At 64.8% G+C, this 23,665-nt stretch carries 19 protein-coding genes; 11 read left to right on the forward strand and 8 right to left on the reverse strand.

The features are described from left to right. The first annotated feature begins 590 nt into the window (after positions 1-590). On the forward strand, positions 591-1,394 hold the full coding sequence (locus DN387_RS04880; protein ID WP_052504202.1) for a hypothetical protein: 804 nt from the start codon (positions 591-593) through the stop codon (positions 1,392-1,394). Here the strand turns inward: DN387_RS04880 and DN387_RS04885 are convergent, their stop codons facing one another. Together DN387_RS04885 and DN387_RS04890 are read right to left on the reverse strand one after the other, a co-directional pair. Further along, positions 1,395-2,060, reverse strand: coding sequence for a response regulator transcription factor (locus DN387_RS04885; protein WP_043860164.1), 666 nt, complete (start codon positions 2,058-2,060; stop codon positions 1,395-1,397). 45 nt (positions 2,061-2,105) lie between these two features. After that, entirely contained in the window at positions 2,106-2,642 is a 537-nt protein-coding gene (locus DN387_RS04890) for a PQQ-dependent catabolism-associated CXXCW motif protein (RefSeq protein ID WP_054914532.1), read from the reverse strand. 156 nt (positions 2,643-2,798) lie between these two features. Between DN387_RS04890 and DN387_RS04895 the strand changes: the two genes are divergently transcribed. Next, on the forward strand, positions 2,799-3,443 hold the full coding sequence (locus tag DN387_RS04895) for a response regulator transcription factor (protein ID WP_043860162.1): 645 nt from the start codon (positions 2,799-2,801) through the stop codon (positions 3,441-3,443). A gap of 17 nt (positions 3,444-3,460) precedes the next feature. Here the strand turns inward: DN387_RS04895 and DN387_RS04900 are convergent, their stop codons facing one another. Further along, positions 3,461-4,111 carry a pentapeptide repeat-containing protein gene (locus DN387_RS04900; protein ID WP_043860161.1) on the reverse strand — a complete coding sequence of 217 codons (651 nt, stop codon included), beginning with the start codon at positions 4,109-4,111 and terminating at the stop codon, positions 3,461-3,463. Positions 4,112-4,213: 102 nt separating this feature from the next. Next, the gene (gene exaA, locus DN387_RS04905) at positions 4,214-6,043 is read right to left on the reverse strand and encodes a quinoprotein ethanol dehydrogenase (RefSeq protein WP_231390602.1); all 1,830 of its coding nucleotides are present in this window, start codon (positions 6,041-6,043) and stop codon (positions 4,214-4,216) included. Between the two features lie 315 nt (positions 6,044-6,358). On the opposite strand from exaA, the gene pedF reads away from it, so the two are divergent. From pedF to DN387_RS04920, 3 genes are read left to right on the forward strand one after another with little or no spacing between them, the layout of a single operon-like run. Beyond that, positions 6,359-6,796 (forward strand): cytochrome c-550 PedF, encoded by a 438-nt coding sequence (pedF, locus tag DN387_RS04910; RefSeq protein ID WP_043860159.1) that lies wholly within the window; start codon positions 6,359-6,361, stop codon positions 6,794-6,796. A gap of 3 nt (positions 6,797-6,799) precedes the next feature. Then, the gene (locus DN387_RS04915; RefSeq protein ID WP_054914531.1) at positions 6,800-7,555 is read left to right on the forward strand and encodes a quinoprotein dehydrogenase-associated SoxYZ-like carrier; all 756 of its coding nucleotides are present in this window, start codon (positions 6,800-6,802) and stop codon (positions 7,553-7,555) included. Positions 7,556-7,563: 8 nt separating this feature from the next. Next, positions 7,564-8,490 (forward strand): quinoprotein relay system zinc metallohydrolase 1, encoded by a 927-nt coding sequence (locus tag DN387_RS04920; RefSeq protein WP_054914530.1) that lies wholly within the window; start codon positions 7,564-7,566, stop codon positions 8,488-8,490. Between the two features lie 67 nt (positions 8,491-8,557). Here DN387_RS04920 and DN387_RS04925 read toward each other — a convergent pair whose 3' ends face one another. Both DN387_RS04925 and DN387_RS04930 read right to left on the reverse strand, forming a co-directional pair. Further along, positions 8,558-9,709, reverse strand: coding sequence for an acyl-CoA dehydrogenase family protein (locus DN387_RS04925; RefSeq protein ID WP_043860156.1), 1,152 nt, complete (start codon positions 9,707-9,709; stop codon positions 8,558-8,560). A 16-nt stretch (positions 9,710-9,725) separates the two neighbouring features. After that, entirely contained in the window at positions 9,726-10,796 is a 1,071-nt protein-coding gene (locus tag DN387_RS04930; RefSeq protein ID WP_054914529.1) for an enoyl-CoA hydratase/isomerase family protein, read from the reverse strand. Positions 10,797-11,133: 337 nt separating this feature from the next. On the opposite strand from DN387_RS04930, the gene DN387_RS04935 reads away from it, so the two are divergent. From DN387_RS04935 to nahK, 3 genes are all read left to right on the forward strand, one after another. Beyond that, the gene (locus DN387_RS04935; protein WP_043860154.1) at positions 11,134-12,315 is read left to right on the forward strand and encodes a porin; all 1,182 of its coding nucleotides are present in this window, start codon (positions 11,134-11,136) and stop codon (positions 12,313-12,315) included. A gap of 220 nt (positions 12,316-12,535) precedes the next feature. Continuing rightward, positions 12,536-13,699: a nitric oxide-sensing protein NosP gene (gene nosP, locus DN387_RS04940; RefSeq protein ID WP_054914528.1), complete on the forward strand. Its 1,164-nt coding sequence runs from the start codon at positions 12,536-12,538 to the stop codon at positions 13,697-13,699. Continuing rightward, positions 13,629-16,277 (forward strand): hybrid sensor histidine kinase/response regulator NahK/ErcS', encoded by a 2,649-nt coding sequence (nahK, locus tag DN387_RS04945; RefSeq protein ID WP_078481000.1) that lies wholly within the window; start codon positions 13,629-13,631, stop codon positions 16,275-16,277. The genes nosP and nahK overlap by 71 nt, the downstream gene beginning before the upstream one ends. Here nahK and DN387_RS04950 read toward each other — a convergent pair. Further along, entirely contained in the window at positions 16,255-17,262 is a 1,008-nt protein-coding gene (locus DN387_RS04950; protein WP_043862758.1) for an aldo/keto reductase, read from the reverse strand. The two genes, nahK and DN387_RS04950, sit on opposite strands and share 23 nt — an antisense overlap. Before the next feature lie 135 nt (positions 17,263-17,397). Continuing rightward, positions 17,398-18,702: an MFS transporter gene (locus DN387_RS04955; RefSeq protein WP_054914527.1), complete on the reverse strand. Its 1,305-nt coding sequence runs from the start codon at positions 18,700-18,702 to the stop codon at positions 17,398-17,400. Between the two features lie 160 nt (positions 18,703-18,862). On the opposite strand from DN387_RS04955, the gene DN387_RS04960 reads away from it, so the two are divergent. The 3 genes from DN387_RS04960 (at position 18,863) to DN387_RS04970 (ending at position 23,663) form a co-directional block, all read left to right on the forward strand. After that, positions 18,863-19,963: a sugar diacid recognition domain-containing protein gene (locus tag DN387_RS04960; protein ID WP_254506013.1), complete on the forward strand. Its 1,101-nt coding sequence runs from the start codon at positions 18,863-18,865 to the stop codon at positions 19,961-19,963. Positions 19,964-20,096: 133 nt separating this feature from the next. Then, positions 20,097-21,236, forward strand: a complete 1,140-nt coding sequence (locus DN387_RS04965) for a glycerate kinase (RefSeq protein ID WP_054914526.1) — start codon at positions 20,097-20,099, stop codon at positions 21,234-21,236. A 297-nt stretch (positions 21,237-21,533) separates the two neighbouring features. Continuing rightward, a complete protein-coding gene (locus DN387_RS04970) occupies positions 21,534-23,663 on the forward strand; it encodes a TonB-dependent receptor (protein ID WP_229590261.1) in 2,130 nt (709 codons plus the stop codon). Positions 23,664-23,665: the final 2 nt, after the last annotated feature.

Consider the following 23,665-nt stretch of genomic DNA (forward strand, 5'->3'; position numbering starts at 1 on the left):
TCGGGTTTCCTTGGGCGGAAGGCGGGTTCGGTCCCGCGCCTTCGGCCCTAGCGAGATGTTCGATTTCGTGTCGGTGTTTGCGTGCCACCTGTACTCGACCGGTCGGAGGCGGCTGGCTGGCCCGAACGGCAGTGGCTAAATCGCCAGGCAAGGCTTTGGTAACGGTAATAGGTGCTGTGGTTCATGCTGCAATCCTCATCGATGTCGGTGGTGTACGGCGCCCAAAACAAAACCCCCGGTGGGCAGGGCCGACCGGGGGTTGAGTATTCTCGTGTTCGGCGGCCCTGGGAGTGGGCGCCGGTGTGGGTATCAGCGGCGCCTGTGGCTAAACCAATACCCAAAATAAAAGCCGCTGGCAGGCAGTGCCGCGCACGCAGGCACAGCCGCCAGGTGCGATACGCGACCTGTGTGCAGTGCTTGAGTGAGGGAAATAGACGACATGCTGTGCTCCAGTTGATTGCCCGAGCTTACTTCAGGCGCGCAACTGGATGCAACCGGCAAATGGCGTTAGGCTTGCGCCCGATTGCTGGCACCGGAGCGTTGTCAGCGCACGCCGCACAGACGTGCATACCACCACATGGAGTCTCCCGATGCATGTGAACGACTACACATCGGCCATTACCACCCGCACCACCGGTGCAAGCCCCCTCCCTACCAGCCTTGGCATCAACCATGGCAACAGCAGCAGCGCCAGGGCCCTGAATGCCTACGCCGGGCAGGATACCAGCAGTGTCTCCAACCTGGCCCGTCAACTGGCCGCAAGTGCCACCCGTGCCAGCGAGCGCGATACCGGCCTGAGCCATTCGGCACTCGGTGCGTTGGCCAGGTCGCTGCTCGACAAGATTACCGGCGCTGCGTATTCGGCCAACAAGGCCGCCCACGACAAGGAAGTACCGGCCACCGATGACCCCGAGCTGCTGGCCCGGGCCGAACAGGCCACTGCGTTCGTGAACGCGACGCTGACCGTGGGCAGCAAGACCGTTGAAAACCCGTTCGCCGGCCTGTCGCGCGAGCAACTGGCGCTGATCACCTACGATGACAGCGGCACCTTCACGGTCAACGAACGGCGCGCCGCGTTCGAGGAGTCCACCCGCCAGGAGCAGGCGTGGCGTCGCGAGGTCAGCGACAAGGCGCAACAGGAATACAACACCACCGGCCGCATGACGGACTTCTTCAAGCAAGTGCAGGCTCACTACAACAGCCTGCCGGCAATCGAGAAGGCTCAGTATCCGGCCGACTATGCGGCGCAGGTGCAACAGCACATCGATGCCGACATCAACTACAAGGCGCAGAACGCCAAGGACATGATCGTTCCCATGACCCTGGCCGAAACCCTGTTGACGATGGGGCCGGTGGGCAGCGGCAAGACCCTCGCGCTGCCTGGCGCCGGCTGATCAGCGCCGCAGATAGGCGGTAAAGTCGATATCGCCGGCACTGAGAATCGCCTGCACCCGATTGTGCACGTTGAGCTTGCGCAGAATCGCCGAGACATGGGCCTTGACCGTGGTCTCGGCGATATCCAGGTTGTAGGCGATCTGCTTGTTCGACTCCCCCTTGGTCATGCGCTCGAGCACCAGCAACTGCTTGCGGGTGAGCGCCTGCAGCAGCTCCGGGGCAAAGCCTGCATGCTCGCTCTGGTTGCGCCGGCCGGTGCTTTTTTGCGTGCGGATGATGTCGGGCGGCAGGTACACGTTGCCGTTGAGGATCTGCTCGATGGCATCGGTCATCTGCGAGCGCGGCGACGACTTGGTGATGAACCCCACCGCGCCATAGGTGATTGCCTGCAGCACCACCTGTTTGTCCTGCTCGGCCGAGACGATCACCACCGGGATCGTCGGCGCCTCGTTGCGCAGGTTGATCAGCCCGCCAAGGCCATGCATGCCGGGCATGTTCAGGTCCAGCAGGATCAGGTCCAGGTCGTCATGCTGGCCGGTCAGGCTCAGGGCGCTGTCCAGGTCGGCGGTTTCCATGACCTCGCTGCCAGGGAAGCCGTCAGTGATGACGTTGTGGATCGCTTCGCGAAACAGCGGGTGGTCGTCGGCGATCAGAATCTTGTACATGGCTTTGCACCTTATTGTTGTGGTTGACCGCTAGGCAGACAGTAGTCAGGGGAACGCTTCGGGTGTCGCGGGGTGTACCGGCAGCCCGGCATTCTCCCAGGCATCCAGGCCATCACGGTACCAGTACAGCCGCGTGTAGCCCAGTGCATCGGCGCGCTTGACCGCATTCCAGCTCAGCCAGCAATCGGAGCGACAGTAGAAGACGACGGCGCGCTGCTTGTCGCCATGGCTCAGGCGTTGCAGGTGGCGGCTGAAATAGCGGGCCCAGGCGGCGTCCAGCTGGCCATCGCCGGTGTTGGCCAGCCAGTGGCTGTGGGGGAGGTTGGCATGCGGCTCGCTGTCGATGAACCGTCCATGCAGCCAGGGGCGCTTGTACACGTCGATCAGCAACGGCGGGGGCTGCTGTTGCAGCAGGGCCTGCAGCTGCGCGGTGTCGAGGGTCTGCGCCGGCGGCGCCTGATGGGGGGTAGGGCTGCGGTACAGGGTGGCGCGGTAGCCGTCGGCAGTGAACAGCGCCGTGTCGGCGCTGGCGGGCAGCGCCAGGGTCAGGCAGGCAGAAGCGAACAAGGCACGCAGCAGCATGGTCGGCAGTCTCGTTTTTGTTATGCCTGGTATTACAGGCCAGTACTGGCGCTTTGTGAATGCGACCATCGACAGCGCGGGCAGTACCAAAGTAGTAGCGGCCGTGCTCGCCAGCGGCTCTAGCATGGGGTATAGCCACTACAGGAGTACTGCGCGATGGGCATCTTGCTGGTCGACGACCACCCGATGATCCGCCTGGGCCTGGCCCACTTTCTGGGCGAAGGGCTCAATGGCCTGCCAGTTCGCGAGGCCGGCAGCGGCGAGGAGGCCCTGCAGCAGGTGCAGGAGGAACTGCCCGGCCTGGTAATCATGGACTTCGACCTGCCCGGCATCAGCGGCCTGGAAACCACCCGGCGCCTGCGTCAGCGCCTGCCGCAACTGCGCGTGCTGTTTTTCAGCGAACACACCGAGCTGGGCCTGGTTCGCCAGGCACTGGACGCGGGGGCCTGCGGGTTTCTGTCCAAGGCGGCAGCGCCGGCGGTGGTGCTTGAAGCCGTGCGCCGGGTACTGGCGGGGCATGCCTACATCGAGCAACCGCTGGCCACCCAGCTGGCCTGTCAGCCGCACCCGGGGCAGGGTGGCGGCAATGCTCGCCTGCAGGGGCTGACCCAGCGCGAGATCGAAATCTTCCTGATGCTGGCCAAGGGCACGCCGACCCGGTTGATAGCCCAGCAGCTGTGCATCAGCGCCAAGACCGTCTCCAACTACCTGACCTTGCTCAAGAGCAAGCTGCAGGTCAGCTCCCATGCCGAACTGGTGCACCTGGCAATCGAAGCCGGCCTGCTGCGTATAGCGGCGTAGGCTGTGTACGCAGGCACCTAGTCCCAGGTGCTCGGGCAACCCTGGCAGCCTTCCATGTTGCTGTCCTGGAAGTTGGCGTAGTGCTGGCGAGTGCCGCGCAGGTCGGCTTTCTCCAGGTTGCTTTCACCGAACTTGGCTTCCTGCAGGTTGGCATCGGCCAGGTTCGCACCCACAAGGTCGGCCCTGCTCAGCCAGGTCATTTCCAGGTCGGCGGCTTGCAGGTTGGTATTGTGCAGCTTGGCGCCGGACAGGCGGGCAAACTCCAGGTAGGCGGCGCTGAGGTTGGCACCATTGAAGTTGGCGCCCTGGGCGTACATGCCCCAGGCCTGGACCGCGATCAGCGTGGCATCGGTGAAGTTGGCCACGCGCAGGTTGGTTTGCTGCAGGCTGGCACGGGTGAGGTTGGCGCCTTGCAGGTTGGCTTTCTCCAGGTTGGCCAGGTCGAGCTTGGCGTGACGCAGGTTGGCGCCACGCAGGTCGGCACCGGCCAGGTTCATCTTGCGCATGTCCTGGTTGTTCAGGTCGGCGTTCTGCAGGTTGGCGCCGGGGCACTGGCTTTCAGGCTGGATGATGCAGCCGTTGATCTTCAGCGGCTGTGGTTCCAGTTCGTCGTCGGCAGCAAAAGCCGGGGACAGGGCGACGGCGAGCACTAGGGGCAGATACTTCATGGGAATCTCCTTGGCAGTTTGAAAGCAGACGCGGGTCAAGCCCGCTCCCACAGGTTTGGTGATCCCTTGTGGTGGCGAACTTGACCCGCGAAAACGCTCAGATCAACGCTTGGCGGTCTTGGTATCCCAGGCCGGGATCTTGAACACCCAGAACGATCCACCCTGTGCCACCGGCTTGGTCAGCTCGGCCATGTCGCCACCCCACAGCGGTACTGCACCGCCGTAGCCGACGGTCACGCCGATGTACTGCTCGCCATCCTGTTCCCAGGTGATCGGTGGCGAAACGATGCCGCTGCCGGTCTGGAATTTCCACAGCTCTTCGCCGGTCTTGGCGTTGAAGGCCTTGAAGTAGCCGTCGCCGGTACCGGTGAACACCAGGTTGCCCTTGGTGGCCAGCACGCCGGCCCACAGCGGCAGGCGCTCGTTGTGCTCCCACACCACCTTGCCGGTGGTCGGGTCCATCGCACGCAGCGAACCTACGTGGTCCTCGTACATGCGCTTGATGCGGAAGCCCATGCCCAGGTAGGCCGACCCTTTCTTGTAGTTGACCTCTTCGGTCCAGTATTCCTCTTTCCAGTGGTTGGCCGGTACGTAGAACAGGCCGGTGTCCTGGCTGTAGGCCATCGGGTTCCAGTTCTTGCCGCCCAGGAACGGTGGCGAGACTTCCACCGGCTTGCCCTTGGTTTCGCCTGGCAATGGCTTGGCAGGGCGCTGGCCTTCGTTTTCGACCGGGCGACCGGTCTTGAGATCGATGTGGCTGGCCCAGGTGATGTTGTCCACGAACGGGAAGGCGTTTTTCAGCTTGCCGTTGGTGCGGTCCACCACATAGAAGAAGCCGTTGCGGTCAGCGTGCGCGGTGGCCTTGTACTGCTTGCCGTCCTTGTCCTTGTAGTCGAACAGCACCAGTTCGTTGTTGCCCGAGAAGTCCCAGGCATCGTTCGGGGTGTGCTGGTAGAACCACTTGACCTCACCGGTGGTCGGGTCGACGCCGACCTGGCCCGAGGTGTACAGGCTGTCGAAGTCGTGCGGGTTGCCGTCCTTGGAGGTACGTGCCCAGGTGTTCCACGGGCCAGGGTTGCCGGCGCCGACGATGATGGTGTTGGTTTCGGGGTCGAAGCTTGCGCTTTGCCATGGGGCGCCGCCACCGTGGCTCCAGGATTCGACCTTGCCGGTCTCGGTGGTCGGGTCGTCCGGCCAGGACGGCGCCTTGACATCGCCGGTAGGGGTGCTGTCCTTGCCGTTCAGGCGGCCCATGTGGCCTTCGACGAACGGACGCATCCACACTTCTTCACCGGTTTCCGGGTCGCGGGCATACAGCTGGCCGACCACGCCGAATTCGTCACCGGAGCTGCCGTGAATCAGCAGCACCTTGCCGCTCTTCTGATCCTTGATCAGGGTCGGGGCGCCGGTCATGGTGTAGCCGGCGCTGTGATCGCCGAATTTCTTGTTCCATACCACCTTGCCGGTGTCTTTGTTCAGCGCGATCACGCGGGCATCGAGGGTGCCGAAGTAGATCTTGTCGCCGAAGATGGCAGCGCCACGGTTGACCACGTCACAGCACGGACGAATGTTGTCCGGCAGGCGATGGTTGTAGGTCCACAGACGCTTGCCGGTCTTGGCATCCAGGGCGAACACCCGCGAATAGGAGCCGGTGACGTAGATCACGCCGTCGTTGATGATCGCCTGGGATTCCTGGCCGCGTTGCTTTTCGTCACCGAAGGAGTACGACCAGGCCGGGGTCAGCTTGAACACGTTCTTGTCGTTGACCATGGCCAGCGGGCTCCAGCGCTGGGCATTGGTGCCCATGCCGTACTGCAGCACGTTCTGGGTGTTGAGGTGGTCGTTGGCGATGTCTTCCCAGGTCACCGGCTTGGCGTTGGCCGCCGGTGCCAGGGCCAGGCTCGAGACCAGCAGGACGGCCTGCACAGCCATGGACAGTGGGGAAAGCGCGGCGGGTAACGATCTTATTGTCATAGTGGGTGTTCCCAATGGAGGTTTTGTGCCTGCCTAGACTGGATCGTCGCCGCCTGCGCAGATACGGAAAAACTCCCGCCCTGAGCGGGAAAATGTCCCAGTCGGCGCATGATTTGGCACTGCCCCACAAGCCCTACTACCAAGGGAGTAGCACGCGACCACCAAAGCAGCATGGGGGCGCTGGAGTGCGCTTTCTAAGATGCCCGGCAGCACCCCGGTATCGCGAGGTGCCTGCGTGCAAACCGTACAGACAAAGCAGTCGAGGGCAGAACAATGACAACAGTGAAAAACGCCTGGATGAGCGCCGTGCTGATGGCCGGCCTGATGAGTACCGGGGCGGTGTTCGCCCATGGCAACGTGACCCCGTCGGCGGTCAACACCGGCACCCTGGAAAAACTCGGTGACGAGTGGCGTGAAACCAACCCCTACCGCAACGGCCCCAACCATGACGAGGCAGTGTCCATCGGCGCCTCGGCCTACAACCAGAACTGCGCGGCCTGCCACGGCCTGGAAGCCAAGTCCGGTGGCATCGCCCCCGACCTGCGCCTGCTGGACGAGGGCGAGGCGGGCGATGAATGGTTCGTGGAGCGGGTACGCAACGGCGCGGTGCGTGACGGGCGCGTGTACATGCCCAAGATGGCCGACTACCTGAGCCAGGAAGCGTTGTGGGCGGTGCGTACCTACCTTGACAGCGTGCACATCGAGGAATAGGCCATGCGCCGGGTACCGTTGCTGTTGGCCGCGTTGCTGCTGGCCGGCCCGGCCTGTGCAATACAGCCGGGTGCCGATCCGGTGCCATCGGTGATGTGGGAGTTCTATCGCAAACAGTGGCTCCAGGATGAGCCCTACGTCTTTGATGAGCGCGTGCGGGTGATTGCCCCGCCATTCGCCGAGGACGCCCGACAGGTGCCGTTGCAGGTCGATGCCCGGGCGTTGCCGGGCAAGGTGCAGCGCATACTCGTGTGGGCCGAACTCAACCCGATACCGCGGGTCGTCGATTTCCATCCCGGCCCGCAGGTTCTGCCGTGGCTGGCGGTACGCATACGCATCGAGCAGGCCACCCCGCTGCGTGCGGCCGTGTTGACCGATGACGGTACCTGGCACATCGGTTCGGGCCTGATCGATGCCGCCGGCGGTGGCTGCACGGCGCCCAGCGTGGTACGCAGCCAGCCCGGCTGGGAAGAGCGTCTGGGCCAGGTACTGGGTGCACGCTACCCGCGCGAAGCCTTCAGCCGCGTGCGCCTGGACGTGTCGCACCCGATGGATAACGGCCTGACTGGCGGCATCCCCGAATTCTTCATCGAACACGCCGAGCTGTTCGATGCCAAGGGCCAGTCGCTGGCCACCCTCGAACTGTTTCCTGCCGTGAGCGAGAACCCCAGCCTGGGCTTCGACCTGCTCAACCAGGGGGCTACCCGCCTGGTGCTGCGTGACAACAACGGCAACCAGTTCGACGCTGCCATCGAGTGAGGACCGTGATGCGAGTACTGTTGCTGTTGCTGGCGTGTGTCAGCCTGCCGAGCCTGGCCGACCTGGACTATCGCCTGGCGCCGCGCCAAATCGCGGCCGGCACCTATGTGCTGGAGGGCAGCACCGAGCACTTCTCCCGTACCAACGGCGGCAACATCGTCAACACCGGTTTCATCGTCACCGAGGCTGGCGTGGTGGTGATCGACAGCGGTCCGTCGCTGCGCTATGGGCAGGCCTTGCGCAAAGCCATCGAAAGCGTCACCGACCAGCCGGTGGTGCAGGTGCTGCTGACCCATCACCACCCCGATCATGCGCTGGGCAGCCAGGCCTTTGCCGGTGTGCCTGTCGGTGCACTGCCTGGCACCACGCAGTTGCTGGAGGAGCAGGGTGATGGCCTGGCCGAGAACATGTACCGCATGGTGGGTGACTGGATGCGTGGCACCCAGGTACGCCTGCCCGACCAGCCGGTGGCGGCGGGTGAGCGTGCGTTCGGTTCGCACCGGTTGCGGCTGCTGGCCTTGACCGGTCACAGCGGTGCCGACCTGGCGGTGTTCGATGAAAAGACCGGAGTGTTGTTTGCCGGCGATCTGTTGTTCTACCAGCGTGCGCTGACCACGCCCAACACCCCTGGCCTGGCGGTGTGGCTACAGGATCTGCAGCGGCTCGAGGCGTTGCCGTGGAAGGTGCTGGTGCCGGGGCACGGCCCGCTGGCCACGGACCGTGCGCCGTTTGCGCAGATGGTTGATTACCTGGGGTGGCTGGACAAGGTGATGCGTGAGAGTGCGGCGCAGGGGCTGGACATGACCGAGGTGATTGCCACGCCGATACCCCAGCGGTTTGCGGGCATAGCGTTGAGTCAGTACGAGCTGATTCGCAGCGTGAGCCATCTGTACCCGCAGTATGAGCGGCAGGTGCTCAAGCGGGTGGATCGCTAGAAGGTCTGGGGCCGGGCCAACAAGGCTGACAGGCCATGGTGGCCCGGCATCACATCAAACCGCGCCTTTACAACGGATAGTGCTTCAACTCCCGCGCAATCAGCATGCGCTGAATCTCGCTCGAGCCCTCATAGATCTGCGTGATCCGCGCATCGCGGTAGTATCGCTCCACGGGGTAGTCTTCCAGGTAACCATACCCACCATGCACCTGGATGGCCTTGGAACACACCCGTTCGGCCATCTCCGAAGCAAACAGCTTGGCCTGCGAAGCCTCGCTCAAACACGGCTTGCCCGCACTGCGCAAACGCGCCGCATGCAGTATCAACAACCGCGCCGCATTGAGTTGCACCTGCATGTCGGCCAGCAGGTTGGCCACACTCTGGTGCTCGTTGATCGGCTTGCCGAACTGGATGCGGTCACGCGAATACACCAGCGCCGCCTCGAACGCCGCACGCGCAATGCCCAGCGCCTGAGCCGCAATCCCGATACGCCCACCCTCAAGGTTGGACAGCGCGATCGCCAGGCCCTTGCCACGCTCGCCCAGCAGGTTGGCTGCCGGCACACGGCAGTTGTTCAAGGTCACCGCACAGGTGTCGGAGGCGCGAATGCCCATCTTGTGTTCGCTGCGATCGACCACGAAACCTTCGTTGTCGGTCGGCACCAGAAACGCCGACAACCCTTTCTTGCCCAGCTCCGGGTCGGTCACCGCAAACACGATCGCCAGGCCCGCGCGCCGCGCATTGCTGACGAACTGCTTGGACCCGTTGATCACCCACTCGTCACCCACGCGCTCGGCACGGGTGCGCAGGTTGTGCGCCTCGGAGCCGGCCTGGGGTTCGGTAAGGCAGAAGCAGCCGATCACCTGGCCGGTGGCCAGACGCTCCAGCCAGGTCTGCTGCTGCAGGTCGCTGCCATAGGCGAGCAGGGGGCCGCAGCCCACCGAGTTGTGGATGCTCATCAACGCCCCGGTGGCGCCATCGCCGGCGGCAATCTCTTCCACCGCCAGTGCATAGGCCACGTAGTCGGTGTAGCTGCCGCCCCATTGCTCGGGCACCACCATGCCCAGCAAGCCCAGCTCACCCATCCTGGCCACCACGCCATCGTCGATCCAGCCGGCCTTTTCCCAGGCCTGGGCATGCGGGGCGATCTCGTTACGGGCGAAGTCGCGCGCCATGTCGCGGATCATGATCTGTTCTTCAGTCAGTTCCAGGTCTTGCATGTGCGTACTCCGGCCCTCACAGGCCTTCGAAGAATTGATCCACCCGCGAGCGTGAAAGCTCGGCGACGGTGGCGGGGTTCCAGCGAGGCTGCTTGTCCTTGTCGATGATCAGCGCGCGTACACCTTCGATCAGGTCGCCGTGCTCGAACCATTGCCGGTCCAGGTGCAGCTCCATCGCAAAGCAGTCCTCCAGGCTCAGGTGGCGCCCGCGACGCAGCATCTCCAGGGTCACCGCCATCGCCAGGGGCGAGCGCGTGGCCAGCAGGTCGGCGGTCTTGAGTGCCCATTCGTGGCTGTCGCCGACGGTCACGGCACGCAGTTGCTCGATGATGCTGGCCACATCGGGCAACGCGAAGAAGTGGTCGATGGCCGGGCGCAGTGCAGCCAGGGGAGGGTTGTCCAGGGCCTGGGTGCCCAGCCTGGCCAGCACGCCCTGCAGGTCCTTGAGCGGGTGCTCGCTCCACTTGAGCGTGTTCAGGCGTTCATCCAGGGTGCTCAGCCTGGCGCTGTCGATGTGCCAGTCGGCCAGCCCGCAGTACAGCGCGTCGGCCGCCTGGATCTGCACGCCGCTCACCCCCAGGTAGGTGCCCAGTTCGCCGGGGATGCGCGACAGGAAATAGCTGCCGCCCACGTCCGGAAAGTAGCCGATGCCGGTTTCGGGCATGGCCAGGCGGCTGCGCTCGGTGACCACACGCAGCTCCGCGCCCTGGGCCAGGCCCATGCCGCCGCCCAGGGTAAAGCCGTCCATCAGGGCAACGATGGGCTTGCGGTAGTGATGAATGCACAGGTCCAGCGCGTACTCCTCCACGAAGAAGTCGCGGTGCAGGCTGTCGCCTGCCTTGAAGCTGTCATGCAGCGAACGGATGTCGCCGCCGGCGCAGAAACCCTTGGGGCCTTCGCCACGCAGTACCACTGCGTGAACGTGCGGGTCGACGGCCCAGGCGTCGAGCTGCTGCTGCAGCTGACGCACCATCGGCAAGGTCAGGGCGTTGAGGCCGGCGGGGCGGTTGAGGGTCAGATGGCCTACATGGTTGCGTACGGTAGCCAGTACGTTGGTATCGACCGGGGAATGCGCTTGCGCGGTCATCGCTGTCTCCCTGCTTTGTTATTGATTTTCCACATGATTTGTCGCGCCGTGGAGATGAATTCAAGGATCGTCGGATCGTAACAGTGCAATTTTGCCCATTACAATCGACAAAACTGCAGTGCCTGTCTGCATTTTTGCATGGTGGCCTCGGCCATCCGGAGCGGGTGCTGGCACTTTAGCCTTGTGACACTGGCGGACACAGGATTAGTTCCCCGGTGCCTGGCACCTCGCGCCTCGCCAAAGCAGCAGCGCCTTGCCCCCAAGGCAGCGTAGGGCGCGCGGCGCCGCTTTTCGATAATCGCCTCCGACAACCGTCCACCCGTTTGCGGAGAGCGTCATGCACAACAATAAGAATGCCCATACACGTTTCCTGCCCTTGGTGGCGAGCCTTGCCGCGCTGGGCCTGACCCCGCTGGCCCAGGCCGAGATCATGCTGTACGACAAGGACGACACGACCTTTTCCACTGACGGCTACATCAACGCCTTCTACGTCAACAGCAAGGTCGACCGTGACGGCGAGCAGTTCGACCGTCGCCAGTCCCGGGTCAAGATGGGCTTTCTGCCCAACTACCTGGGTTTCAACATGACCCGTCAGATCGACGACCTCAAGCTGGGCGGGCGCGCTTCGTTCTGGGTCACCATCAACGACAGTGAAACCAACGGCACCGACACGGCCATCGACGTGCGTCAGTTCTACGGCACCGTGACCAATTCGGAGTGGGGCGAGGTACTGATCGGCAAGGACTTCGGCCTGTTCGCCCGTTCCAACATCCTGCTCGACGAGTTGCTGGCCGGCTATGGCCAGGTCAGTGACACCCTCGGCCTGGTGGACGGTGGCGGCGTATCGTTCGGCAACATCGGCACCGGCTACCCGTACCCGTTCCCCACTGCGCAGATCACCTACCGCACCCCGGTGATGGATGGCCTGCGCATCGCCGTGGGCATCATGGACCCGGTCGATACCAACGATGACAGCGCGGTGGGCAAGGCCTACCAGAAGAATCCGCGCACCGAGAGCGAGATCACCTACCAGTTCGACCTGGGGGGCGCCAAGATCTACAGCTGGATCAACGGTGGCTACCAGACCTCGGACAACACCGACCACAACGTCGACTCGGTGACCTCCAAGGGCCTGGGCTATGGCGTACAGGCCAAGATGGGCGCCTTCTCGCTGACCGGTTCCGGCTTCACCGCCAAGGGCATCAACCCGTTCTTCACCAACAACGCCGGGGAAGCCACCTTGCGCGAGGTCGACAGCAAGGGCTACCTGATGCAGGGCTCGTACAAGTTCGGCAAGAACCGCCTGGCGTTGTCGTACGGCAAGACCAAGGACGACGGCAACGGCGCGGTCAACACCGGCGCCGACTACGAGACCCGCGGCATCGCGCTGTTCCGCGACATCAATGCCAACCTCACCCTGGTAGCCGAATACAACCAGTTCGAAATCCGCGGGCATGAGGGCAGCAGCCAGAACGAAGACACCGATACGCTGGCCCTGGGTGCCGTGCTGACCTGGTAAACCGCGTCGCCCCCTTCGCTGGCAAGCCGGCGCCCACAGCGATGCCACTGTTCTTCATGTCAGTGGCAAACCTGTGGGCGCCGGCGTTCCAGCGAAAGGGCACCCCCCCTTGCAAACCTACAACCAATGCCACCCCCACCCACTACCCAAGTAGCATTCGACCCCCTCCAGCCCCTTCGTACACTGGGCCCATCCGTTAAAGCCCCCGCCGGAGGCCGTCATGCACCACCCCCCCGCCGAGGGCATTGTCAGTGCCGTCTCGCGCGCCAGTGTCGCCGAAGAGGCCGCACAGGACCTGGCCCGTCAGCTGCTGCACCCGCACCTGGGCTTCGTGCTGTTCTTCTGCTCCGCCGAATACGACCTGCCAGCCCTGGCCCACTCGCTGCAACAGAGCCTGGGCGGCATCCGCCTGGCAGGCTGCACCAGCGCCGGCGAAATCACCCCCGAAGGCTACGGCCGCGGCTGCATCACCGCGCTGGGCTTCGATTACCGGATGTTCTCGATTGCCGCCGAACTCATCGCCCCCATGCAGTACTTCAGCCTGATCGACGCGCAGCAGATGGTCGAGCGCCTGGTCGGCGACTGTCGCAGCAACACCCTGGCCCCGATCAAGGGCCACAGCTTCGCCCTGACCCTGCTCGACGGGCTGTCCAGCCGTGAGGAAACCGTGCTTGCCGCCCTCAGTGCCGCCCTGGGCGACATCCCGCATTTCGGCGGCTCGGCCGGCGACGACAACTACCTGCACCACACCCATGTGTACTTCGACGGCGCCTTCCACAGCAGCGCTGCCGTGGTGCTGCTGGTCAATACCTGCCTGGATTTCGAGGTGTTCACCACCCACCACATCCAGCCGCGTCAGGAAAAGCTCGTGGTCACCCGCGCCGACAGTACCCTGCGCCGGGTCTACGAGCTCAATGCCGAACCCGCCGCGCAGGAATACGCCGCGCTGATCGGCGTGCCCCCCGAACAGCTCGACCACCGCACCTTCGCCGCCCACCCGCTGGCGGTGCGCATCAACGAGCGCTACTACGTGCGGGCCATCCAGCAGGTGCACGACGACGGCAGCCTGAGTTTCTACTGCGCGGTGGAGAACGGCATCGTGCTCACCGCCATGCGCCCCGGGCCCCTGCTGCCCAACCTGAGCGCGTTGTTCGACGGCTTGCGCGAACGCCTCGGGCCGTTGCTGCTGACCATCGGCTGCGACTGCTTCCTGCGCCGCCTGGAGCTGGAAGGCAGCGCAGAGTTCGAAGCCGTCGGCGCCTTTTTGCAGCAGCAGCCTGTGGTGGGGTTCAACTCCTATGGAGAACAGTTCAATGGCATGCACATCAACCAGACGTTCACCGGCGTCGCCATTGGCCAGCCCCGTGCACGCCGTGGACATTGACCAGGCCGCGCTGATCGCCCGCTTGCAGCATGAAAACCGCAAGCTCAGCCGTATCAACGCCGCCCTGATCGAACGCCAGGAATCGGGTGCCGCGCGCCCGGACGACTCGTATGCGGCGTTCCAGCACTCGGTGGTGCTGGCCGAGCAGGTGCGCGAGCGCACCGATGCGCTGAACCAGGCCATGGCCGAACTCAAGGCCAGCAACCACCTGCTCAGCGATGCGCGGCTGCGCGCCGAAACCGCGCACCAGTACCTGGTGGACGCCATCGAAAGCATTTCCGACGCCTTCGTGCTGTTCGACCCGCAGCAGCGCATCGTGCTGTTCAACCAGCGCTTCAAGGCGTTCTGGGCCAACAGCCGCATCCGCATCATCGGCGGCATGCGTCTGGCCGAGATCAAGCGGTTGATGCAGAGCACCGGGCTGTTCTGCGAAGAGCAACGCGGCCCCAGCGCCGAGCACATGGTGTACCGCCTGCAGGGCGGGCGCTGGCTGCAGGTCAGCGAGCGGCCGACCCAGGGCGGCGGCTGCGTGATGCTGTTCACCGACATCACCCAGATCAAGCTCAGCGAAACCCAGCGCCGCGAACAGGCCGTGGCGCAGAAGTCGCACCTGCTGCAGCGTGCGGTCGACAACCTGTCCCAGGGCGTGGCCATGGTCAATGCCGACGGCGTGCTGGAGTTGTGGAACCGGCGCTTTCTGGAACTCAGCGGGCTGGCCCCGATTGCCGCCCATCGCGACTTTGCCGAGGTGATCGCCGACAGCGAGCTGGCCTTGCTCACCCCGGCCAGCACCGATGCCAACGGGCGCAGCATCCATGAACTGGAGCAGCGCCTGTTCGACGGGCGCATGCTCGAAATCCGTACCCATCCGCTGCCGGCCGGCGGTTTCGTCAACACCTTCACCGACATCACCGAGCGCTATCAGCATGCCGAGGCGCTGAGCGAGAGCGAGCGCTGGATCCGCCTGATCACCGACCACGTGCCGGCGCTGATCGCCTACCTCAACGCCGACCTGGTCTACGAGTTCACCAACAAGGTGTACGAGCAGTGGTACTGCTGGCCGCGCGGGGTAATGCTCGGCCAGAGCCTGCGCGAGGTGCACAGCGCCGAGCATTACCAGCGCCTGGAGAGTTACGTGGAGCGGGCACTGTCGGGCGAGAGCGTGACGTTCGAGTTCGCCGAAACCAACGCCCACGGCCAGGAACGCTACATGCTGCGCTCCTATGTGCCCAACCAGCTGGCCAGCGGCGAAGTGGTGGGGATCTTCGTGCTGATCCGCGACATCACCGAACGCCGGCGTACCGCCGAAGCCCTGCACCAGGCCTACCAGAACCTGGAGTTGCGGGTGCGCGAGCGCACCGCCGAACTCACCCAGCTCAACCAGCAACTGCTGCGCGAAATCGAAGAGCGGCGCCGCGCCGAAGCGCGCCTGCGCGAAGCCAAGCAGGAGGCCGACCAGGCCAACCTGTCCAAGACCAAGTTCCTTGCCGCGGTCAGCCACGACCTGCTGCAACCGCTCAACGCCGCGCGCCTGTTCACCAGCGCGCTGCAGGAGCAGAACTGTGCAAGCCCGGCGCTGGTGCGCAACGTCAGCAATTCGCTGGATGACGTCGAAAGCCTGCTGGGCACCCTGGTCGACATCTCCAAGCTCGATGCCGGGGTGATCAAGGCCGATGTCGCGACCTTCGCCGTCAGCGACCTGCTCGACAACCTGGCCGCCGAGTACGCCCATGCCGCCGCCAGCGAAGGCTTGCGCATGAGCTACGTGCGCAGCAGCCTGCGGGTGCGCAGCGACATCCAGCTGCTGGCACGCATCCTGCGCAACCTGCTCAGCAATGCCATCCGCTACACCCCGCAGGGGCGCCTGATGCTCGGGTGCCGGCGACGTGGGCAGCGGGTGTTCATCGAGGTATGGGACACCGGCATCGGCATCGCCCCCGACAAGTGCGCCGAGGTGTTCCAGGAGTTCAAGCGCGGCGACCTGCAGCGTCCCGACCAGGATCGCGGCCTGGGCCTGGGCCTGGCCATCGTCGACAAGATCGCCGGCATTCTCGGCCACCGCGTGCACCTGCGCTCCACGCCGGGCAAAGGCTCGGTGTTCTCCATCGAGGTGCCGCGCAGCAAGCGTGCGCCCCGGCGCGAGCCGCAACCGTCACAGGTCGAGCCGCTGACCGAACGCCTGGACGGCGCACGTATCTGGGTGGTGGACAACGATGCGGCGATCTGCGCGGGCATGCGCAGCCTGCTGGAGCAGTGGGGCTGCTCGGTGGTCACCGCCCTGAGCGAGCAGGACCTGGCCCGCCAGGTGGCACTGGACAGCGAGTGGGCCGACCTGCTGATCGTCGACTATCACCTGGACAACGACCGCAATGGCCTGGAGGCGGTCGGGTCGATCAATACGCAGCGGCACACGCCGTTGCCGGCCCTGATGATCACTGCCAACTACAGCGTGGAGCTCAAGCAGCAGGTACGCGACCTGGGCCACAGCCTGCTGCACAAACCGGTGCGGCCGATGAAGCTCAAGGCCGCCATCAGCCACCTGATCGGTTGCGAACTCAGCGTGGCTGGCGCCCGCTGACGAAGTGTGCCGCGTCGTTGTAGCCGTGGGTGGAGGCATGCCCGGGGGTAACCAGCGAATCGATGAAGGCTTCGTCTTCGGCGGTGATCTTCACCTGCAGGGCACCGCCATAGGTGTCCCACTGCGCTTCGGTGCGCGGGCCGACGATGGCGGAGCTGACGTGCTGGTTGTTGAGCACCCAGGCAATGGCGAACTCGACCATGCCCACGCCCTTGGCCTGGGTATAGGCGTGGATCTTCTGCGCGATGGCCAGTGACTCGCTGCGCCATTCGGTCTCGAGGATGCGCTTGTCCTGGCGCCCGGCGCGGCTGTTGGCGTCCGGGGTGGCGTCGGGGGCGTACTTGCCGCTGAGCACCCCACGCGCCAGCGGGCTGTAGGGCACCACGCCCAGGCCGTGAAAGGCTGCAGCGGTGAACTGCTCGGTTTCGGCCTGGCGGTTGACGATGTTGTACAGCGGCTGGCTGATCACAGGCTTGGGGATACCCAGGCGTTCGGCCAGGTTGCACACCTCGGCGATGCGCCAGCCGCGAAAGTTCGACACGCCCCAGTGACGGATCTTGCCCTGGCGCAGCAGGTCGCCGATGGCTGCCACGCTGACCTCCAGCGGGGTGGCGTGGTCTTCGCGGTGCAGGTAGTAGATGTCCAGGTAATCGGTGCCCAGGCGCGTGAGGCTGGTGTCGATGGCATTGAAGATATGCTTGCGGCTCAGGCCGCTGCGGTTGGGCAGGCCGTCGACCGGGCCGAAGCCGACCTTGGAGGCCAGCACCCAGTCGTGACGGTGGCGGGCGATGGCTTCGCCGACGATTTCTTCGGAGCGGCCGGCGTTGTACACGTCGGCGGTATCGATGAAATTGATGCCCTGGTCCCAGGCCTTGTCGATGATACGCAGCGAGTCTTCGGTGCTGGTCTGCTCGCCGAACATCATGCTGCCCAGGGTGAGGGCGGAAACCTGCAGGCCACTGCGGCCCAGGGGACGGTAGATCATGCTCGAGCATCCTTTTGCGGGAGGGGGTCGAGCTGTTTTACAGGGTTGAAAGCTTCGTCGGCAAGGCCGGCTCCCGCACAATCGTGTGAACGGCCCTCAGGCCCGTAGGAGCCGGCCTTGCCGGCGAAGCGGTCGTCAGCTCGAGCGCGACACCCGCAGCGCCACCAGGCTGCCCACCACGATCAACCCCGCCAGCGAATACAACGCCACGTCGGTCGAGCCGGTCTGGTCCTTGATCCAGCCCACCAGGTACGGGCTGAGGAACCCGGCCATCTGGCCCACCGAGTTGATGATCGCCAGGCCCGCCACCGCAGTGCCCGCGGTGAGCAGGGCAGTGGGCATCGGCCAGAACATCGGCAGGCCGGTGAGCGCGCCCATGGTCGCGATGCTCAGGCCCAGAATCGCGATCACCGGGCTGTGGGCGAAGTTGACCGCCATCAGCAGCCCCACCGCGCCCATCAGCATCGGCACCACAAGGTGCCAGCGCCGCTCGTTGCGCAGGTCTGCCGAACGCCCCACCAGCAGCATGAACAGCCCGGCCAGCAGGTACGGGATGGCGCTCAGCCAGCCGATTAGCAGGGCATCGTCGAAACCCATGTTCTTGATGATCGATGGCAGCCAGAAGTTGATCGCATACACGCCGCTCTGGATGCAGAAGTAGATGAAGCCGAAGGTCCAGATCAACGGGTTGGCCAGCACCGACAGCAGGCTGTCGCTGGCGGTTTTCGGCTTGGCCGCCGCATCCGCATCCAGGTCGGCCTCAACCGCCTGGCGCTGCGCCGGGGTCAGCCAGCCGGCCTTGGCGTAGCCGTCGCTGAGCAGCACGATCGCCAGACAGCCGAGCACCACGGTAGGCACGCCCTGGATCAGGAACATCCATTGCCAGCCGGCCAGGCCGCCCTGGCCGGCGGCGAAGTGGTTGAGAATCCACCCCGAGAACGGCCCGCCCAGCAGCCCCGACACCGGGATCGCCGACATAAACAGCGCCATGATGCGCCCGCGCCGCTGCGCCGGGAACCAACGCGAGAGGTACAGCACGATACCCGGGAAGAACCCCGCTTCGGCGGCGCCGGTGAACAGGCGCAGCACGTAGAACTCCATGGGGGTGGTGACGAACAGCAGGCAGGTCGACAGCGTGCCCCAGGCGATCATCATCAGCGCGATCCAGCGCCGTGGCCCAAAGCGGTTGAGCGCCAGGTTGCTGGGCAGGCCGCACAGCACGTAGCCGATGAAGAAGATGCCGGCACCCAGGCCGTAGATGGTTTCGCTGAACTTCAGCGCGTCGAGCATCTGCAACTTGGCGAAGCCGACGTTGACGCGGTCCAGGTAGTTGAACAGGTAGCAGATGAAGATGAACGGGATCAGCCGCAGGGTGATGCGCCGGTACAGCGCGTTGCGGTCGATGTCGTGGCCTTGGTCAGGGGCAGGGCGGTATGACATGATTCTCTCTCTGTTTTTATGTTTATCGCCGCAACTGCGTCGAGGCAGTTGTCATGACGAGTCTGTTTGAGCCAGAGGACGCTGTCTTTGTGCTTTTGCACAGCCTTTGCGCTGCACCGCTGTGCCCTCGACCAACCATTGCGACCACAAGGATCCGCCCATGTTCGAGCTCGACCACGACCTGGCACAGGATATCGTCGACCGTGCGATGGCCATTCTGCCCTACAACGTCAATGTCATGGACAGCCAGGGGCTGATCCTGGGCAGTGGCGAGGCGCAGCGTATCAACACCCGCCACGAAGGCGCGCAACTGGTGCTGGCCAACGCGCGCATCGTCGAGCTCGACGAAGAGGCCGCCAGGTGCCTCAAGGGTGTGCAGCCGGGTGTGAACCTGCCGCTGCTGCTGGACGGGCGCCTGATCAGCGTGCTCGGCATCACCGGCGACCCGCAGCAGGTGCGCACCTACGCCGAACTGGTGCGCATGACCGCCGAGATGCTGCTGGCCCAACGGCACCTGCAAGTGCAGCAGCAGTGGCGCAAGCAGCGCTGCGACGACCTGCTGGCCTTGCTGCTGGGCGGCAACGGCGACGCCACCCGGCTGGTGGACGAGGCTCGGCAACTGGGTCTCAAACCCCAGCTCACGCGTATCCCGTGCCTGTTCGAGCTGGAGGAGGGCCCGGCCGCCGAGCCGCTGGCGGCCTGGCTGATGCTGCGCTACCCCGACAGCTGGTGCGTGAGCCCGGCACGTCAGTCGTTGCTGTGGTGCCGCCCGGCGACGGTGGCGCTGGACGAACAGCGCCTGCTGGACAAGATGCAGGCCCAGGGCTGGACCGTGCAGCGCCTGGCAGTGGCTGGCCCGGCCGAAGGGCTGGACAACCTGCGCCGCGGTTATCGTCGGGTGCGCGACCTGCTTGCCTACGGGCGCGAGGTACTGCCCCGCCAGCGCCTGCTGACCCTGGCGCGCTATCGGCTGCCGGCGCTGTTGTGGCGTCATCGCAACGACGATGCGCTGGACGAACTGCTGCAACCGCTGCAACGGCTGCGTGCCAAAGACAGCAACGGGCAGTTGCTGGCCACCCTGCGGGCCTGGTGCGCCCACGACGGGCAGAGCCAGGCGTGCGCCGAGGCGCTGGGCATTCACCGCAACAGCTTGCGTTACCGACTGGAACGGGTGGCCGAGTTGAGCGGGGTGGACCCGATGCGGCTGGAAGGGATGCTGAGCCTGTACCTGGGGTTGCAGTTGTTGCCCGTGAACAGTTGATTGCCTGTGCGGCCGCTTGGTCGGTGCATTGTCCAACTGAACAAATAACCCTGCGCCCGCCTGTGCATCCGACCGACGCCCGCCGCCGGCGCAACTGTCAGCATGCAGCTCATCTGGATAAGGAGCACACCGCATGAAAATCGTCATCGCCCCCGACTCGTTCAAGGACAGCCTGAGCGCCGAAGACGTGGCCGCTGCCATCGCCCGGGGGCTGGCCGATGCCTTGCCACAGGCCGAGCTGGTCAGTTGCCCGATGGCCGATGGCGGCGAGGGCACCCTGCAGGCCCTGGTGGCGACCTGCAGCGGCGAACAGCGCAGCCTGCAGGTGCAGGGCCCGCTTGGCACACCGGTACTGGCCCACTGGGGCTGGCTGGCCGACAGCCACACCGCCATCATCGAAATGGCCCAGGCCAGCGGCCTGCAACTGCTCGGCCTCGCCCAGCGCGATGCATGCCGCAGCAGCACCTATGGCACCGGGCAGCTGATCGGCGCGGCGCTGGATGCCGGGGCACAGCGCATCATCCTGGCCATCGGCGGCAGTGCCACCAACGATGCCGGCAGTGGCATGCTGCGAGCGCTGGGGCTGCGGCTGTTCGATGCCCAGGGCGCTGAACTGGCACCGGGCGGCCTGGCCCTGGCGCACCTGGCCCGGCTGGACAGCAGCGGGCTGGACCCGCGCCTGCTCGACGTGCAGGTGGAAGTGGCCGCAGACGTCGACAACCCACTGTGCGGGGCCAATGGTGCCTCTGCGATCTTCGGCCCGCAAAAGGGGGCGAGCCCCGCCCAGGTCGCCTTGCTCGACCATGCACTGGGGCACTTTGCCGACCATTGCGCCGGCCTGCTGGAGGAAGACGTTCGGGCGTTTCCGGGCTGTGGCGCAGCGGGCGGCATGGGCTTTGCGGCCAAGGCCTTCATGGGCGCGCAGTTTCGTGCTGGGGTCGAAGTGGTGGCCGAGCTGGCCGGGCTGGAGGCGGCGGTACGCGGTGCCGACCTGGTGATCACCGGGGAGGGGCGCTTCGATGCGCAGACCCTGCGCGGCAAGACCCCGTTCGGTGTGGCGCGCATAGCCAGGCGTCACGGCGTGCCGGTGGTGGTGATTGCCGGCACCCTGGGCGAGGGCTACCAGGCGCTGTATGAGCATGGCATCGATGCGGCATTTGCGTTGACCAGCGGGCCGATGAGCCTGCAGCAGGCGTGCGAGCAGGCGGCGCCTTTGCTACGCGACAGGGCGCGGGACATCGCTCGGCTGTGGGCCTTGCACCAGGGTCTGTAACAAGCCCACTACTGCTTCGCCGGCAAGGCCGGCGCCTACAGACAGCGGCCAACCTGTAGGCGCCGGCCTTGCCGGTTATATACATAGATCAGCAACTGGCAACTGTTCGCCTGGCAACACCCACCCGACACTAGCCCTCGAATACAACACTCGATTACTTGCCGCTTTATAACTAAACCCCTTTAAACAAGGCACTTCGCCAGTTGGCACGCTCGCTGCAATAGTCCCTGTGAGATTGACTATACCAATAGAAACTCGCCTAATTTTAATCAGGTGGGGAGCAAGACCTTGAAACGCGTGCATTGGGCAACTTCGGCAGTATTGCGACATTCATCCCTGTTCGCTGTAAGCAGCGCACTATTAACCTTCATCCCGTTGGCCTCGGCCGCCGACACCGACACCAGCGGCGACAAGCGCCTGGGTACGGTCACCGTGCAGGCCGCCAAACAGAGCCCTGTGCAGGCGGCGCAGAGCAAACTCGACGAGGTCGCCGGCGGTACCAGCCTGGTCACCCAGGCTGAAGTCGAAAAGGGCCGCTCGGCCACCCTGGAAGACACCCTGGCGTACCAGCCCGGCGTCTACGCCCAAGCTGCCGGTGGCAACGATGCCATCAAGATTTCCATTCGCGGCTCCGGCGCCAATACCTCGCCCGGCTATTTCCGCGAAGGCACCAAGTTTCTCTTCGACGGCCTTGCACTGACCGGCGCCGGTGGCACGCCCTATGAACTTCTGGATACCCAGGGCCTGAACTACACCGAAGTACTGCGCGGTGCCAACGCCTTCGAATACGGCGCACTTTCACTGGGGGGCGCGATCAACTTCGTGACCAACTCCGGGCTGACCGCACCAGGCAACCGCATCAAGCTCGAAGGCGGCAGTTTCGGCTGGCAGAAGCAGACCCTGAGCACCGGCGGCGTGGCCGGCAATGCCGACTACTACGTCAGTGTCGACAACGCTCGCCGCGACGGCTACCAGGACTTCACCTTCACCAAGGCCAAGGGGGTGGTCAGCAACTTCGGCTACCGCTTCAACCCCAAGCTCGAAACCCGTCTGTACATCCGCTACCGCGAGGAATACCACGAGAACTCGGGTACCCTGACCCTGGCGCAGCTCAAAAAGAACTCCAAACAGACCAACGCCGCCACCTACGCCACCCGTGGCGACTCCACCAAGCGCGGCTCGACCTGGGTCGGCAGCAAGACCACCTACACCTTCGATGACGATGCCACCCTCGAAGCCGGGCTGGTGTACCACAACTACCCGCAGATCCTCAGCCGCAAGAGCACCGTCAACCCCAACTACTGGGACTGGCGCGACATCAACTACTCGCTCAAGTACAGCCGCACCGACCAGCTGTTCGGCCTGCCCAGCACCACCACCGCGGGCTGGAGCAGCACCCAGCACATCCGTTCCGGCGCACGCACCTACAAGGGCGACAAGGACCTGGGCATTCTGCAGAAGCAGGTCGAGTACGACGGCTCGTTCGACCATGTGTTCACCCTGGGCAACGACCTGGGCCTGACCGACAACCTGTACCTGGCCACCGGCGTGTCGGCGATCGAGATCAAGCGTGACATCAACGTCACCTACAGCGACCGCCCCAACACCAGCGGCCTGCCCAGCCACTACAAGTACGACGAGTGGAAGCTGGCCCCGCGTATCGGCCTGCGCTACTACATCGCCCCGGACGTGCAGCTGTTCGCCAACGCCAGCCGCACTATCGACCCGCCAAGCTCCTGGTCCAGCTCCGGCTCCGGGGTCACCAGCAACTACGCCAAGCCACTGGTGCCGCAAGCGGCCAACACCGTGGAGTTCGGCATCAAGGGCAAGTCGGGGATCTTCGACGGCAGCCTGGCGTTCTACAAATCCTGGGTCAAGAACGAGCTGCTCAACGTCGAAGTGCTGCCGGCCACTGCCACCTCTGCTGCGGTGGTGTCCACCTCCAATGCCACGCCCACCATCCACCAGGGCATCGAGGCCGGCCTGAGCACCCGCCTGTGGGAAGGCGCCAACGGTGACAGCCTGACCTGGCGCCAGGCCTACACCCTCAACGACTTCCACTACGAGAACGACCCGCTGTTCAAGAAGAACGAACTGCCGGGCCTGCCCAAGCACGTGTATCAGGGCGAGCTGCAGTACCAGTGGGCCAGCGGTTTCTACGCCGGGGTCAACGTGCGCACCGCCTCCAAGACTTCGGTGGACTACGCCAACAGCTTCTACGCGCCGTCCTACACGCTGTGGGGCGCGCGCCTGGGTTACGACGACCCGGGCAAGACCTGGCAGGTGTACCTGGACCTGAAGAACATCACCGACCAGGACTACGTGACCGCCGTGCTGCCGACCTACAACTCCCAGGGCAGGGACGTCGCGTCGCTGTACCCGGGCGACGGCTTCGGCGCCTTCACCGGCGTGACCTACAACTTCTAAGC

It is taken from the genome of Pseudomonas sp. FBF18, assembly GCF_024261405.1.
Taxonomy (GTDB): Bacteria; Pseudomonadota; Gammaproteobacteria; order Pseudomonadales; family Pseudomonadaceae; genus Aquipseudomonas; species Aquipseudomonas palmensis.

What these genes read in the sequence shown, in the direction of transcription:
- DN387_RS04960 (WP_254506013.1), top strand. Translation starts at nt 18,863, where the DNA reads ATGTTCGAGCTCGACCACGACCTGGCACAGGATATCGTCGACCGTGCG.
- nosP (WP_054914528.1), top strand. Translation starts at nt 12,536, where the DNA reads ATGCACCACCCCCCCGCCGAGGGCATTGTCAGTGCCGTCTCGCGCGCC.
- DN387_RS04930 (WP_054914529.1), bottom strand. Translation starts at nt 10,796, where the DNA reads ATGACCGCGCAAGCGCATTCCCCGGTCGATACCAACGTACTGGCTACC.
- DN387_RS04955 (WP_054914527.1), bottom strand. Translation starts at nt 18,702, where the DNA reads ATGTCATACCGCCCTGCCCCTGACCAAGGCCACGACATCGACCGCAAC.
- DN387_RS04900 (WP_043860161.1), bottom strand. Translation starts at nt 4,111, where the DNA reads ATGAAGTATCTGCCCCTAGTGCTCGCCGTCGCCCTGTCCCCGGCTTTT.
- nahK (WP_078481000.1), top strand. Translation starts at nt 13,629, where the DNA reads ATGGCATGCACATCAACCAGACGTTCACCGGCGTCGCCATTGGCCAGC.
- DN387_RS04915 (WP_054914531.1), top strand. Translation starts at nt 6,800, where the DNA reads ATGCGCCGGGTACCGTTGCTGTTGGCCGCGTTGCTGCTGGCCGGCCCG.
- DN387_RS04920 (WP_054914530.1), top strand. Translation starts at nt 7,564, where the DNA reads ATGCGAGTACTGTTGCTGTTGCTGGCGTGTGTCAGCCTGCCGAGCCTG.
- DN387_RS04885 (WP_043860164.1), bottom strand. Translation starts at nt 2,060, where the DNA reads ATGTACAAGATTCTGATCGCCGACGACCACCCGCTGTTTCGCGAAGCG.
- DN387_RS04950 (WP_043862758.1), bottom strand. Translation starts at nt 17,262, where the DNA reads ATGATCTACCGTCCCCTGGGCCGCAGTGGCCTGCAGGTTTCCGCCCTC.
- exaA (WP_231390602.1), bottom strand. Translation starts at nt 6,043, where the DNA reads ATGGCTGTGCAGGCCGTCCTGCTGGTCTCGAGCCTGGCCCTGGCACCG.
- DN387_RS04965 (WP_054914526.1), top strand. Translation starts at nt 20,097, where the DNA reads ATGAAAATCGTCATCGCCCCCGACTCGTTCAAGGACAGCCTGAGCGCC.
- pedF (WP_043860159.1), top strand. Translation starts at nt 6,359, where the DNA reads ATGACAACAGTGAAAAACGCCTGGATGAGCGCCGTGCTGATGGCCGGC.
- DN387_RS04925 (WP_043860156.1), bottom strand. Translation starts at nt 9,709, where the DNA reads ATGCAAGACCTGGAACTGACTGAAGAACAGATCATGATCCGCGACATG.
- DN387_RS04880 (WP_052504202.1), top strand. Translation starts at nt 591, where the DNA reads ATGCATGTGAACGACTACACATCGGCCATTACCACCCGCACCACCGGT.
- DN387_RS04895 (WP_043860162.1), top strand. Translation starts at nt 2,799, where the DNA reads ATGGGCATCTTGCTGGTCGACGACCACCCGATGATCCGCCTGGGCCTG.
- DN387_RS04890 (WP_054914532.1), bottom strand. Translation starts at nt 2,642, where the DNA reads ATGCTGCTGCGTGCCTTGTTCGCTTCTGCCTGCCTGACCCTGGCGCTG.
- DN387_RS04935 (WP_043860154.1), top strand. Translation starts at nt 11,134, where the DNA reads ATGCACAACAATAAGAATGCCCATACACGTTTCCTGCCCTTGGTGGCG.